Source organism: Paenibacillus pedocola (genome assembly GCF_031599675.1).
GTDB classification, from domain to species: domain Bacteria; phylum Bacillota; class Bacilli; order Paenibacillales; family Paenibacillaceae; genus Paenibacillus_AQ; species Paenibacillus_AQ pedocola.
Window position 1 is genome coordinate 6459086 of record NZ_CP134223.1, and the last position, 13308, is coordinate 6472393.

The window sequence follows — 13308 nt, forward strand, 5'->3', positions numbered from 1 at the left end:
TCCCTCCTTATTATTCTACCTCTATGTAGCCGCTGCCCTCTCCATTCTTACTGAATATCCCGCGGATTTCAACATTCTGTTCGGCAATCAGTTTACGGACTCCAATGAGATCAGCTTTAAAAAATTGGATCGACATCGCGCACCCTGCGGTAATTTCTTTGGGAGTCGGGAAGATATCGATTTCGATTTCCGCATATTCAAGCAGCATTTCTGCGCGCAGCGCCTGCTGCGTAGAGTCAAATGCAATCAGCAGCTCTTCCTCCATGTCTACGCCTCCCTCTGGGCTTAAGGTCCTATCTCTTGTACCTGTAGTATAAAATCCCTCTTTCATCCATATACTAGGATCATTAACTAACATTCTCCCCGCGGACAGATGGCTTAAGCTATCAGCAATCTATGAAATGAAATGGCAGACTGCTGGTATTTTCGTAGAAGTTCCGCCGCAGAAAGGAAGATTATATGAATTTCTCTTCTCAAGCTGTACCGCTGCCAGAGCCGTCTTGTTTAAAAATATCACATGCTGATCCTAACATCTACTCGGCGATCATGCACCGTTTGCTTTTCCATTTTTCGCGTACCCGTCCGGATACTCCAATTGTGATTGTCTGTGTAGGCACGGACCGCTCTACCGGTGACTCCCTTGGCCCTTTGGTCGGTACGGCGTTAGCACGCTTTCATAGTCCCTTGTTCCATCTTTACGGAACACTGGACGAGCCTGTACACGCCGTGAATCTGGAAGAGACTTTGACTCTAATTCACAATCAATATAATAATCCCTTTATCATTGGCATTGATGCCTGTCTGGGGCACTCCGCCAGTGTCGGCTGCATCCAGGTCGTGGATGGCCCGCTGCGCCCCGGAGCTGGCGTGAATAAACAGCTGCCTCCAGTCGGAGATATCCACCTGACCGGTATTGTAAATGTCGGCGGATTTATGGAGTATTTTGTATTGCAGAATACCCGGCTGAGTCTTGTCATGCGTCTATCTGACATTATTGCCGTCAGCCTCTATTCCGCATTAAAACAATGGAAGCTCCATGCTAAATCTGCTGCAGCGCTAGAGCAATAACTTCCTTCTCCTCCGGTGAAAGCGGGTACTGGGAAGTTCCGCCTTCCAGCGGTTTGGAGTATATATATGAATTTTCGCGGTTGTGCAGGCTTGTTAATACCACACCACTGCTACTGTCATCAATAATTGCCATTGAAAAGCTCAAGTCATTTCCGCGTTCACCGAATGCGTTATACCGCTTCATCGCAACTTTTGATTTCATGCCGCGCATTTTAGTCTGTGCCGCTTCAATTAACGCCTTGTGTTCACGCTGCCCTTCTTCAAGCATTTCGCTCTGATTTTTGAGATCAATCAGCAGGCTTTCCAGATCCTCGACACCGTTCCCGCTCATCATTGCTTCGTATTTGCGCCGCATTTTACGCAGCTTGCTACCCTGAACAATCTGGATAATTACCAGCACCAATAGAATAACAGCAGCAGCAAATACAACTAATGACAACTGTTCACTTATTATTTGATTCAACTCTGACATATATGGACCATCCTTTTGTATTTATCTGCTGCCGTTCCGGCCATATAACTCAGCCATGGCATCCAGCAATCTGTTAATGTCTTGTTCTGTTGAGCTTACACCAACACTCGCCCGAACAGCTCCGCTCTCCAGTGTATCAACGGCTTGATGAGCTAATGGCGTGCAGTGCATTCCAGCCCGTACAGCTATGTTGTATCCCCGGTCCAGCCGGTGTGCAATATCTGCAGATTCCTGTCCCTCGATTGTAAAAGAAACAATTCCGCTCCGCGGAGCGCCGATGACAGGACCAAGCAGCCTTAACCCAGGAATTGCCGACAATCCCTCCATCATTTTCTGCGTCAACATCCATTCCTGATGATGGATATTTTGTGTGCCCAGAGATTTAATGATTTTCACACCGGCGAGCAGTCCGGCTATGCCCACTGCATTCTGTGTTCCTGCCTCATAGCGGTCCGGTCGCACCGCCGGTTGTTCACTGTTTTCGGATTGGCTGCCGGTTCCCCCGAGCATCAAAGGCTCCAGATCAAGCTCAGGCGAAATATAGAGCCCTCCTGTTCCTTGGGGACCGAGCAAGCCCTTATGTCCTGGAAAAGCAAGCAAATCAATGTTCATCTCTTTCACATTGATATCCAGTGAACCGGCACTTTGGGCTGCATCAACCAGAAAAACAGCACCATTTGCTTTGACGATATCGCCTATGTCCCCAATCGGCAGTATGCTGCCAAGCAGATTCGAGCTATGATTGCAGATCACCATTTTAGTATTAGGTTTAAAGAGCTTATTCAATTCCTGCAGATTGATTTGTCCCTCTTTATCGACCCGCAAATAATCAACCTCTACCCCCATTGTCCGGCGCAAATACTCTAGTGGCCTGCGTACAGAATTGTGTTCAGTCATCGTCGATATCACATGATGCCCTGGTTGAAGTGTACCCTTAATGGCCATATTTAGCCCCATCGTTGTATTGTGGGTAAAGGCAATATCCTGCGCATTTGATATTGCAAATAATTCAGCCAGCAAGGCGCGCGCTCTCACAAGCACCCTGCCCGTCCCTATAGCCAGCGAGTGGTTGCCGCGCCCGGCATTAGCCCCCGAGTGTTCCAGTGCTTCCATCATCGCCACAGCCACCTCTGGCGGCTTAGGCCAGGATGTTGCCGCATGATCCAGATATACCAGTGGCTCCATTCTTTAACCTCACTTTTCGAGTTTAAAAAACATACCCCTCCATATCCGTATTAAGGATACCTCAGGATATGTTTTCGGGCAAAGATATTCAAATCAGTTCCCCAATAGTTCGAGCAGTCTTTCCAAGTCTTGGGCACTATAGTAGTTGATCTCGATTTTCCCTTTGTCTTTACCTTGCTTAATTTTCACCGTGGTTTTGAATCTTTCACGTAACCCTTCTTCTACATTATCAATGTATGGATCACGTTTAACGATTTTCGCTTTCACTCCAGCAGTTGGTTTACGGTCAATATTCTTCACTACCTCTTCCAGTTGCCTTACACTCCATTGCTGTTCCACACATTGTTCGGCCAGCTGTTTTACAGTCTCGGAATCTTTCAGCGCCACAATTGCCCGGGCATGACCCATCGAAATTGTTCCACGTGAAACATAATCTTTAACTTCCTCCGGCAAAGTGAGCAGCCGCAAAAAATTTGCAATATGTGATCTCGACTTGCCTACCTTCAGAGATAATTCCTCTTGAGTCAGTGAGAACTGATCCATTAAGCCTTGGTATGCAACTGCAACTTCCATCGCATTCAGATTTTCACGCTGCAGGTTTTCAATCAGGGCAATTTCCATCACCTGTTGATCACTCAAACTTCGCACAACAGCAGGAATTGTTGCTTTTCCACAATATTGTGACGCACGGAATCTGCGTTCACCGGCGATAATTTCATATCCCTTTAACACGCTGCGGACAATAATCGGCTGGATGACTCCATGTTGCCTTATGGACTCGGCCAGTTCTTGAATTGCTTCTTCATTGAAATCCTTGCGCGGCTGATATGGATTAGCCCGCAACTGACCCAAAGGTATCTCCACAACCTTGTCATCTTCGTTGATCGACAAGGATGGAATTAATGCATCTAGACCTTTCCCTAAACGCTTACTCATAAGAGATCACTTCCTTTGCCAACTCTAAGTACACTTCTGCTCCTTTGGAACGGGTATCATACGTAATAATAGATTGTCCATGCGAAGGAGCTTCGCTAAGACGAACATTACGGGGGATAATCGTTCTATATACCTTCTCCTGGAAATACTTTTTAACCTCTTCAATAACTTGAATCCCCAGATTCGTCCGGGCATCAAGCATGGTCAGCAGTACTCCCTCAATTTTCAGATGAGTATTAAGATTTTTTTGTACTAAACGCACTGTATTGAGCAATTGGCTGAGCCCCTCCAGCGCATAGTACTCACACTGTATTGGAATAATGACCGAATCTGCCGCAGTGAGTGAATTAATAGTAAGAATACCGAGAGAAGGCGGGCAATCGATGATGATGTAATCATAATTACTTTTCACCGCATTGAGCGCTTTTTTGAGTTTCAGTTCTCTGGAGATCGTCGACACTAATTCGATTTCAGCACCTGCTAATTGAATCGTAGCCGGGATAATATCGAGTCCTTCGATCTGTGTCTGTAGAATTGTTTCTTGAGGGTTAGCCTCATTAATAAGTATATCGTAAATGCAATTTGCTACATCCGCTTTGTTGACGCCAACGCCGCTTGTAGTGTTGCCTTGCGGATCGATATCGACAAGAAGCACTCTTCTCCCCAAAGTAGCCATTCCGGCACCCAGGTTCACGGAGGTTGTCGTTTTACCAACGCCGCCTTTTTGATTTGCTATGGCAATAATCTTGGACACTTATTTCACCTCGAATTGTTAGAAAGAATCATCTTGTAGTTCGTGAAGTTGTAACGGCGCAGACCGTGAATTAAACGGCATCACTTATTGCAAGAAATATAGACAAATATACAGGTATTATTTTCAACGAATTCATCCGCCGGTATAATCCGATTGTAGTCATACAAAAGGCGGCCAATCACCTCAGGGCCGCCTTCAGCTTTTGAAACAATTTATCGTTTTGGGATCTGAATCACAATCTCATAATGGTCGCCGCGGTCATTTTCCGAGGTCTTTATCTCCATCCCTGAGCCTGATACCATATCAATGGATTGACGAATTGTATTAAGCGCTAGACGAACGTCCTTGGTGTAGGAAACCCGTTTTGATTTTTTTGTCTGGTTAACAGCTTTGTAAAAGGCAATGCGAGCTTCGGTCTGCTTGACATTCAAGCCCTTGGCGATAATCTCAGCGAGCACTTTCAGCTGCATTTCCACACTGTCCAGAGATAACAAGGAACGAGCATGTCTCTCTGTGATCTGTCGTTCCATGAGGGCTGTCTTAACTTGCTCAGGCAGCTGCAGGAGGCGAATCTTATTTGCGATCGTGGATTGGCTTTTCCCTAACCGCTGTGCCAAGCTTTCTTGAGTCAATTGATGAAGATCAATCAATTTCTGATAAGCAATAGCTTCCTCAATAGAGGTCAAACCTTCGCGCTGCAAATTTTCTATTAATGCAATGGATGCAGCCTGAGAATCATTGAACTCACGAACAATGGCCGGAATGGTCTCCAAGCCGAGCTTCTTAACCGCACGCCAACGCCGTTCACCAGCGATAATCTCATACAAAGAATCACGCACTCGCACAACGATGGGTTGAATAACTCCGTGAGTTTTGATGGTCTGACATAGCTCGTCTATCTTCTCATCATCAAAAATTGTCCGTGGTTGATAAGGACTGCTGATTACCTCATGAACCGGGATCTGTTTGATCTCTTCTCCGCTGCTCCGCTCGGTAAATCCAAAAAGCTTGGTGAATTGTTCTTTCATTCCGTTCATAACCACCTAGTTTCGTTATAGTACGATCCTCTTGACCTTGCCTGGAAAAAAGCTTATCGTACAGCATTCAATGCAGCCTGGAAGCTCCAGGTAAAAAGACGCTCATTTCTGGAAGGAACTCTATTTCAGATAGTCGCAGAAATTCTATCACTATATTATTCTATCACTTTTCCGCTCATAATCCTATTCTCCATAAAGACCTATTTTTCCTGCATTTATAAAGTCTACGTGAAAGCTATTTTAACCCGGATTACAAAATAACAAGCCTTTAGCGAGTAAAGGCTTGTTATTGGGGCTTGCTATATTCACATTTACATTGTTTCACGTGAAACAATCAGATCAGTGGAGATTTGGCAGGCATTCCTGCTTTGCGGGGATATTTGGCCGGTGTAGCTCCTGTTTTTCGGATCATTACAATGTGCCGCGCCGATTCCTCAACAGGCAGGCTGAATGACTCAACTTGCTTGAGTTCAGCCCGCAATTCCTTGAGGCTTCTTTTGGCTTCTGTTAATTCCTCAGCAGGATCATTACCCTTCATCGCTGCAAAAATACCGTCTTTTCTCGTGAACGGAAGACAGAATTCATTTAGCAGGGATAGACGTGCCACAGCACGGGCAGTAACTACATCATAGGCATCACGATGAATGAATTGTCTGGCTACATCCTCCGCCCGGCCGTGAATCAGCTGTACTCCGGTTAATCCTAAGGTATCACATACATGCTGGAGGAACGAAATTCTTTTACTTAAAGAATCCACAATTGTAAGCTTTAAATGCGGGAAACAAATTTTCAAGGGAATACCGGGAAAGCCTGCTCCCGATCCGATGTCTGCCAAACTTTTCACTTCATCCATGTTTAAATAGAATGCAAGAGACAGCGAATCGTAAAAATGCTTCATATAAACCTGGCTGCGTTCCGTGATTCCGGTAAGGTTCATCTTCTCATTCCAAGAGACCAGTTCCTGATAATAAAGCTCAAATTGCTCCAATTGCCGGGATTTAAGCTGAAGGCCCTGCTCCTGTAAAAGTGTAATGAACTGCGCTGAAGTACTGTCCATAAATTATCCTTTCGCCGCCGTAACACGGTTATAATGCTCTAAGTGTACAAGCAGAATCGAAATGTCAGCCGGTGTGACTCCGGCAATCCGTGAAGCTTGTCCGATAGAAATCGGGGCAATCTTCGTCAGCTTCTGCCGGGCTTCCATAGCCAGCCCATGAATCTCATTATAGTTAATATCATCAGGGATTTTCTTCTTTTCCATCTTTTGCAGCTTTTCCACATGAGCCAGCTGTTTCTCAATATATCCGGCATATTTAATCTGAATCTCTACCTGCTCCTTCATCTCTTCATCAAGAACTTCAGGGGCTGGAGATATTTGATCAACAAAGCTGTAAGCAAGTTCAGGACGGCGCATCAGAGTAAGCAGGTTACTGCCATCTACAATAGCTGCAGACTCAAATGCTGCTAATGCTTCATTGACTTCTACGGGTTTCACTTTTGTTTCTTTAAGCCGGACAATTTCACGTTCGACTGTTTCCTTTTTATTAAGGAAGGCTTCATAACGCTGCTGCGGTATCAAACCAATCTCATAGCCGATAGGTGTCAGCCGCAGGTCGGCATTATCATGACGAAGCAGCAAACGGTATTCTGCCCGTGAGGTAAGCAGACGGTAAGGCTCATTGGTTCCTTTAGTAACCAGATCATCAATCAGTACTCCAATATAGCCTTGGGAACGATCGAGAACCACCGGTTCTTTCTCCTGCACTTTACGGGCAGCATTAATACCGGCCATTACGCCTTGTCCTGCTGCTTCCTCATATCCCGATGTACCATTAATCTGGCCGGCAGTGAACAGTCCCGGCAGACGTTTGGTTTCGAGTGAAGGCCACAGCTGGGTAGGCACCATCGCATCATATTCAATCGCATAGCCGTTGCGCATCATTTCTACCTTTTCCATTCCTGGAATGGAGCGAAGCACTGCTAATTGAACATCCTCCGGCAGACTAGTGGACAGACCCTGTACATAGTACTCCGAAGTGTTTTTCCCTTCCGGTTCAAGAAAAATCTGGTGCTGCGACTTGTCGCTGAACCGGACCACCTTGTCTTCGATGGAAGGGCAGTAGCGCGGACCCGTCCCTTCAATAATACCGGTAAACATTGGAGCACGGTGAAGATTGTCATTAATGATCTGATGCGTCACTGGAGAAGTGTAAGTCAGCCAGCAAGGCAGCTGTTCGTTTTGCGACGATTTGGTTTCAAAAGAAAAGAACTTCGGCTTATCATCACCCGGCTGAATTTCTGTCTTGGAGAAATCAATCGTATCTTTATGCACACGCGGCGGTGTACCTGTCTTAAAGCGAACCAGATCGAAGCCCAGCTCACGCAGATTCTCCGATAGGCGAACTGAAGGCTGCTGATTGTTTGGCCCGCTCTCATAGGTCAGCTCACCCATAATTACTTTTCCGCGCAAATAAGTTCCGGTGGTCAATATAACTGTCTTACTACGGTATATAGTGCCAGTCTTGGTAATCACACCGGCACAGTGTCCGTCTTCAACGATCAGTTCCTCGACCATCCCCTGACGAAGCGTCAGGTTAGGCGTCTTCTCCATCGTTTCTTTCATGGCATGCTGATAAAGGAATTTATCCGCCTGCGCGCGCAGCGCATGAACGGCCGGTCCTTTACCGGTATTGAGCATCCGCAGCTGAATAAAAGTCTTATCGATATTTCGGCCCATCTCTCCGCCAAGCGCATCGATTTCACGGACTACATGTCCTTTGGCCGGACCGCCGATCGATGGATTACACGGCATGAATGCCACCATATCCAGGTTAATCGTAATCATCAAAGTGTTGCAGCCCATCCGGGCTGCAGCCAGTGCAGCTTCGCAGCCGGCATGACCGGCGCCTATGACCACTACGTCATAGCTGCCTCCTTCATAGCTCATCTCTTATTCCTCCTAATAGCTTCGTATAACAAGCTGAATTATATAATTTTATGCAGAGCAAGGATCCCATCCGGACCCCTTGCTACATATTATTTGCCTAGACAGAATTGCGAGAAAATCTGGTCTAGCAGCGAATCTGCAGCGGTATCACCGATAATCTCTCCGAGCTGTTCCCAAGCCAGACGCACGTCAATTTGAATCATATCAATTGGAACTAACATATCAGCCGCTTCATAAGCATCCTGCAGCGATTTATACGCTTTTTTGAGCAAGGCAATATGCCGCACATTACTGACATAAGTAAGGTCACCGGATTCCAGTTTGCCGCCGAAAAACAGCTCCGAAATGGCTTCCTCCAGCTTATCCAGCCCTTCCTCCTCCAGCACTGACATCGGCACAATGCTCGATTCATCAAAGAACGTAAGCAGCTTGGCTTTGTCCAGGCGTGGCGGTAAGTCCATTTTATTCATGATGACTAAGGCTTGTCTACCGTGGATTTGTTCCATTAGTGCCAATTCATCCTCATGCAATTCTTCATTCGCATTAAGGACAAGCAGGATCAGATCAGCATCACTGAAAGCTGCCTTGGAACGTTCTACACCGATTTTCTCAACGACATCCATTGTTTCCCGAATACCTGCGGTATCGAGCAGCTTCAGCGGGATATTGTTGATCGTTACATATTCTTCTATTACATCACGCGTTGTTCCCGGAATATCAGTCACAATCGCTTTGTTGTCACGGGCGAGCGCATTAAGCAAGGAGGACTTGCCGACATTAGGACGGCCGACAATTGCCGTCGTAATACCTTCACGCAGAATTTTCCCTTCATTGGCCGTCTTCAGCAGCTTATTAATACCTTCCATTACCTCACTGCTTTTCTCTTTAATGAACTCAGCCGTAAATTCTTCCACATCATGCTCAGGATAATCAATATTCACTTCAATGTGTGCCAGAGTCTCTATAAGGGTATGGCGCAAACTCTTTATCCGCTCGGATAACGATCCACTGACCTGTTTCAGGGCAACGGAAAATGCACGGTCCGACTTAGAACGAATCAAATCTATGACCGCTTCCGCCTGAGAGAGATCAATCCGTCCGCCCAGAAAAGCGCGCTTGGTGAATTCACCCGGCTCGGCTAATCGGATATTCTGCTGCAAAAGCAGATCCATCACTCTTCTGACTGAGATCACTCCGCCATGGGCACTGATCTCCACTACATCCTCTGTTGTGAAGGACCGTGGTCCCTTCATTACAGTCACCAGGACCTCTTCCATTCGTTCACCGTCCACCGGGTTAATAATATGGCCATAATGAACGGTATGGGAAGCAACTTCCGTAAGCGGGGTTGTACTGCGGAACAAAGGGGCAACCTCAGATATAGCTTCCGGTCCGCTCACGCGGATAATTGCAATTCCACCCTCGCCCAGTGCCGTCGAGACGGCAGCAATGGTGTCACTAAGCATGCTGTTTCTCACCTCAATATAGTGTTTAATTTAGAATGTGAATGCACTAAATTCTTATGGTTTTAAAAAAAGCAATGACCCCTTACATTGGTCAAGGAGTCATTGCGGCTGTATTTATCTCTACTTCAATGTTATAACGACGCGCCGGTTAGGTTCTTCACCCTTGCTAAGCGTGCTGACTTGACGATGATCCTGCAGCCTGGAGTGAATGATCTTACGCTCCTGCGGCGACATGGGCTCCAGCACAACCTCTTTACGGGTTCGAACTACACGGCCAGCCAACCGGTCAGCCAGTTCTTCTAATGTCTTCTTACGGCGTTCGCGGAAATTCTCCGCATCCAGCACCAGACGGATGAAACTGTCAGAATAACGGTTGGCCACAATATTAGCCAAATACTGCAGAGCATCGAGAGTTTGTCCTCTTCTGCCAATCAGGAGGCCGAGATCCGGACCGGAGATTTGCAGAATGGTCGATTCCTTGGTATGAACGATTTCCACTTCCACCGTGAGCCCCATGCTCTTGGCGACATCCACAATGAAATGAACGGCCTCTTGGTAAGCTTCCTCCACCGGTTGTCCGGAATCTTGGCGCGGCACACCGCCGCCAGCCTCCTGTTTGCTCTCTCGTGTTGACTGCTGAGGCAGTGACGGAGCACTCGCCGCTGACGCCGGTGCGGCTTCGGTAATCAAGGTGAGTTCCACCTTGGCACTTTTCGCACCGATCAATCCAAGGAATCCTTTTGACGGCTGTTCAAGTACGTTGACCGTGACCCGGTCCTTTTGAACTCCAAGCTGGTTAAGTCCCCGTTCTACAGCTTCTTCAATGGTTTTCCCTGTTGCGACGACTTTGCTCATTTTGACTTTTTGGCTCCCTTCTTTGCTTTGCCGCCATTGCCTTTTGCAGCGGGAGTAACATCCTTGCGGGCGCTTGTATCCTTGCCCTTCACAAGGTTCACTTCTTTGCCGGTACCGGCAGTTGCGACAGCCAACTTGGTCTTATCGTTGTTGCGGTATAAGAAGTAGTTCTGGATAATGGTGTAAAGGTTACTGTAGAACCAGTACAACGGCAGTGCTGAAGGGAAGTTGTACGACATGATGAAGATCAATACCGGGTATACCATCATCATGAACTGCATCGGACCCTGCTGCTGAACCGGATTCATTTTGGTCATCATGCGGGTTTGCAGGAACGTAGTTGCTGCAGCCAGCAATGGCAGAATGAACAGATGGTCAGGTTTACCGAGCTGAAGCCATAAGAAAGAATGCTCCCGCAGATCAGGGTTATAATAAATCGAGTTGTAAAGCGCGATAAAAATTGGCATTTGCACAATCAGCGGCAGACAGCCTGCCATCGGGTTAACTTTGTTTTCCTGGAAAAGGCGCATCGTTTCCTGCTGTACCTTTTCGGGCTCATCTTTATATTTTTTCTTAATCTTCTCAAGTTCCGGTTGAATCGCCTGCATCGCACGCGAGCTCTTTACCTGTTTCATGGTAAGCGGCAAAATTAGCGTACGGACAATAATAACCATTACAAGAACGGCCAGTCCATATTGTCCATTAAACCACTTTGCGAACGTATCCAGGGCGATGGCGAAATAATATACTACATTACTCTGCCAAAAGCCTCCGTTTTTCAAATCCTCCGTAGTATGCGTCACTGTAGTCGACGACGGAGAGCATCCCGACAGAACAGCGATCATTAGAACCATTAACCCGAGGAGAAGAAACATTTTTCCTCGTTTAGTCTTCAATAGAGACACTTCAAAACCCCTCTCTTAAACATTCCATTGCACCGTAAATCATACCATAATTATGAATACAAATAAACAAGCCTCTTCCGCAGCCATTACTTGCGTGAGGCCTTGAGCAGCTTGGCTTTGCGCAGTACATGGAGGGCACTTTTTTCGAGCTCCGCATAATCCATGTTCAGGGCTCCTTTTCTTACGATAAATACCATATCCAGCCCGCCGGCAATTTCCGGTTCGTGATGACGGATAATTTCCTTCACCAGTCGTCTCATCCGGTTGCGGACAACGGCGTTTCCGACCTTTTTGCTGACCGACACACCAAGCCGGAACCGCTCCACCTCTTTTCTGCTGAACCAGTACACAACAAACTGATGATTCGCAAATGACTTCCCATGGCGGTATACGCGGCTGAAGTCCGCACGGTTTCGTAATCGTAAACTTTTGTGCACGGGAATCTCCTATTCAAAAACCAGGCTTCAGGGAAGCTCCGGAAATTTATCTTCTAATTAGTATAGTCATCCGGCCGCCGCCATAAACGGCTTGTCCGGGATCAGGCATGTTCTTCCTTCGATCTGCGTATACATAAGAAGAAACGGCTTTGCCGTCCTTGTAAGGAAGGTATCCGTTTCTGCGAGTTAGAGAGGGATCATTTAGAGTGTGACACATATTAGCTCTTCTTCACTGCTAAAAAAGGCCCGCAAAGTGTAGCCATGAGCCTTTGCTGAGCCTAGAAAGTGTCCATTCACAAATAAGAAAACGGCTTTGTTCCATATAACAGGACGATCTCCGTTTCTGCCCTATATAAGGAAGCAAAAAATACAGCTCTGTATTTATGCCCCCTTATATTTAAAAAAGGACCACCGTAGTGGTCCCTAAGTGGCCTAACTTACGCACTCAAAACTTTTCTGCCTTTCAGGCGGCGGGCTGCCAGCACTTTACGGCCGTTTTTCGTGCTCATTCTTTTGCGGAAACCATGTACCTTCTTGCGTTTGCTCACATTCGGTTTGAACGTCGGTCTCATGTATTGCACCTCCCTTACAGGATCTTAATTACTGTCATATTAGCAGAAACGGTCTAAGCCGCTCTTTTGAGTAGGGACAGTATCTACAAGTATTATCAATTAAATTTGGAGACATATCCTCACAGAAAACACCTTTATATATTTAAACACAGAATTGGCCTAAAAGTCAACCGTTTCTCCGTACTCCCTCCACCACTCCGCAGATTGCTTATCCACAGTCCTTCCGATTCGAAAAACTAATCCACAAGCTTTCACAGTTATCCACCTGTGACTAAAAAATAAATCCACATCCACAAAAGTGAGCACAACCTGTGTATAAAAAAATAGGGGCTATGACGGAACCTGTCGAACGGTAAACAAATTATCAACAATATGTAGTGTTGTTCTTAAAAATTATACACAAGTGATTGAATTTGTGGATAAAATGGCCCGGCTCATTGAAAAACAAGGGTGGTTTTGCTATGATGGTATTACTTTTGAATGTGAATAGATTTGTTTGTTCTCTATATTATCAACAAGCTGTGGATAAAGTTGTGAACAATTCAAATTTATCCATATTTTTTTGTCTCTTGATATTGCATATTGGGGATAAGATTCAGCACGAACCCATTTTCTTCGACATTTCCACTTCATGGCTGACGCCACATTTGGAAGATTTAAAGGAGTGACAGTCT

General features: G+C 46.2%; 14 protein-coding genes. 1 reads left to right on the forward strand and 13 read right to left on the reverse strand.

Annotated features, from left to right (window positions below):
- Positions 1-10: 10 nt before the first annotated feature.
- Positions 11-265, reverse strand: coding sequence for a putative Se/S carrier protein (locus tag QU597_RS28665; protein WP_310830853.1), 255 nt, complete (start codon positions 263-265; stop codon positions 11-13).
- A gap of 194 nt (positions 266-459) precedes the next feature.
- Between QU597_RS28665 and yyaC the strand changes: the two genes are divergently transcribed.
- Entirely contained in the window at positions 460-1068 is a 609-nt protein-coding gene (yyaC, locus tag QU597_RS28670; protein ID WP_310830854.1) for a spore protease YyaC, read from the forward strand.
- On the opposite strand, the gene QU597_RS28675 is transcribed toward yyaC, so the two are convergent.
- The 12 genes from QU597_RS28675 to rpmH form a co-directional block, all read right to left on the reverse strand.
- Positions 1040-1540, reverse strand: coding sequence for a DUF4446 family protein (locus QU597_RS28675; RefSeq protein WP_206102605.1), 501 nt, complete (start codon positions 1538-1540; stop codon positions 1040-1042). The two genes, yyaC and QU597_RS28675, sit on opposite strands and share 29 nt — an antisense overlap.
- Positions 1541-1561: 21 nt before the next feature.
- The gene (locus QU597_RS28680; protein WP_310830855.1) at positions 1562-2725 is read right to left on the reverse strand and encodes an aminotransferase class V-fold PLP-dependent enzyme; all 1164 of its coding nucleotides are present in this window, start codon (positions 2723-2725) and stop codon (positions 1562-1564) included.
- Between the two features lie 93 nt (positions 2726-2818).
- Positions 2819-3661, reverse strand: coding sequence for a ParB/RepB/Spo0J family partition protein (locus QU597_RS28685; RefSeq protein ID WP_310830856.1), 843 nt, complete (start codon positions 3659-3661; stop codon positions 2819-2821).
- Positions 3654-4415, reverse strand: coding sequence for a ParA family protein (locus QU597_RS28690; RefSeq protein ID WP_236336834.1), 762 nt, complete (start codon positions 4413-4415; stop codon positions 3654-3656). The genes QU597_RS28685 and QU597_RS28690 overlap by 8 nt, the downstream gene beginning before the upstream one ends.
- A gap of 212 nt (positions 4416-4627) precedes the next feature.
- A complete protein-coding gene (noc, locus tag QU597_RS28695) occupies positions 4628-5443 on the reverse strand; it encodes a nucleoid occlusion protein (protein WP_054942646.1) in 816 nt (271 codons plus the stop codon).
- A gap of 343 nt (positions 5444-5786) precedes the next feature.
- Positions 5787-6509 (reverse strand): 16S rRNA (guanine(527)-N(7))-methyltransferase RsmG, encoded by a 723-nt coding sequence (gene rsmG / locus QU597_RS28700; protein WP_310830857.1) that lies wholly within the window; start codon positions 6507-6509, stop codon positions 5787-5789.
- Between the two features lie 3 nt (positions 6510-6512).
- On the reverse strand, positions 6513-8399 hold the full coding sequence (gene mnmG, locus QU597_RS28705; RefSeq protein WP_310830858.1) for a tRNA uridine-5-carboxymethylaminomethyl(34) synthesis enzyme MnmG: 1887 nt from the start codon (positions 8397-8399) through the stop codon (positions 6513-6515).
- 89 nt (positions 8400-8488) lie between these two features.
- Complete coding sequence (gene mnmE / locus QU597_RS28710; protein ID WP_310830859.1) at positions 8489-9865, reverse strand: tRNA uridine-5-carboxymethylaminomethyl(34) synthesis GTPase MnmE; 1377 nt, start codon at positions 9863-9865, stop codon at positions 8489-8491.
- Between the two features lie 120 nt (positions 9866-9985).
- Positions 9986-10720 (reverse strand): RNA-binding cell elongation regulator Jag/EloR, encoded by a 735-nt coding sequence (gene jag / locus QU597_RS28715; RefSeq protein ID WP_206102612.1) that lies wholly within the window; start codon positions 10718-10720, stop codon positions 9986-9988.
- Entirely contained in the window at positions 10717-11625 is a 909-nt protein-coding gene (locus QU597_RS28720) for a YidC/Oxa1 family membrane protein insertase (RefSeq protein WP_206102613.1), read from the reverse strand. Before QU597_RS28720 ends, jag begins: the two co-directional genes overlap by 4 nt.
- Before the next feature lie 86 nt (positions 11626-11711).
- Positions 11712-12062: a ribonuclease P protein component gene (rnpA, locus tag QU597_RS28725; protein ID WP_206102614.1), complete on the reverse strand. Its 351-nt coding sequence runs from the start codon at positions 12060-12062 to the stop codon at positions 11712-11714.
- Between the two features lie 437 nt (positions 12063-12499).
- Positions 12500-12634 carry a 50S ribosomal protein L34 gene (gene rpmH, locus QU597_RS28730; RefSeq protein WP_019914530.1) on the reverse strand — a complete coding sequence of 45 codons (135 nt, stop codon included), beginning with the start codon at positions 12632-12634 and terminating at the stop codon, positions 12500-12502.
- Between the last annotated feature and the right edge of the window lie 674 nt (positions 12635-13308).

What these genes read in the sequence shown, in the direction of transcription:
- yyaC (WP_310830854.1), top strand. Translation starts at nt 460, where the DNA reads ATGAATTTCTCTTCTCAAGCTGTACCGCTGCCAGAGCCGTCTTGTTTA.
- noc (WP_054942646.1), bottom strand. Translation starts at nt 5,443, where the DNA reads ATGAAAGAACAATTCACCAAGCTTTTTGGATTTACCGAGCGGAGCAGC.
- QU597_RS28675 (WP_206102605.1), bottom strand. Translation starts at nt 1,540, where the DNA reads ATGTCAGAGTTGAATCAAATAATAAGTGAACAGTTGTCATTAGTTGTA.
- mnmG (WP_310830858.1), bottom strand. Translation starts at nt 8,399, where the DNA reads ATGAGCTATGAAGGAGGCAGCTATGACGTAGTGGTCATAGGCGCCGGT.
- QU597_RS28685 (WP_310830856.1), bottom strand. Translation starts at nt 3,661, where the DNA reads ATGAGTAAGCGTTTAGGGAAAGGTCTAGATGCATTAATTCCATCCTTG.
- mnmE (WP_310830859.1), bottom strand. Translation starts at nt 9,865, where the DNA reads ATGCTTAGTGACACCATTGCTGCCGTCTCGACGGCACTGGGCGAGGGT.
- QU597_RS28680 (WP_310830855.1), bottom strand. Translation starts at nt 2,725, where the DNA reads ATGGAGCCACTGGTATATCTGGATCATGCGGCAACATCCTGGCCTAAG.
- jag (WP_206102612.1), bottom strand. Translation starts at nt 10,720, where the DNA reads ATGAGCAAAGTCGTCGCAACAGGGAAAACCATTGAAGAAGCTGTAGAA.
- rpmH (WP_019914530.1), bottom strand. Translation starts at nt 12,634, where the DNA reads ATGAGACCGACGTTCAAACCGAATGTGAGCAAACGCAAGAAGGTACAT.
- rsmG (WP_310830857.1), bottom strand. Translation starts at nt 6,509, where the DNA reads ATGGACAGTACTTCAGCGCAGTTCATTACACTTTTACAGGAGCAGGGC.
- QU597_RS28665 (WP_310830853.1), bottom strand. Translation starts at nt 265, where the DNA reads ATGGAGGAAGAGCTGCTGATTGCATTTGACTCTACGCAGCAGGCGCTG.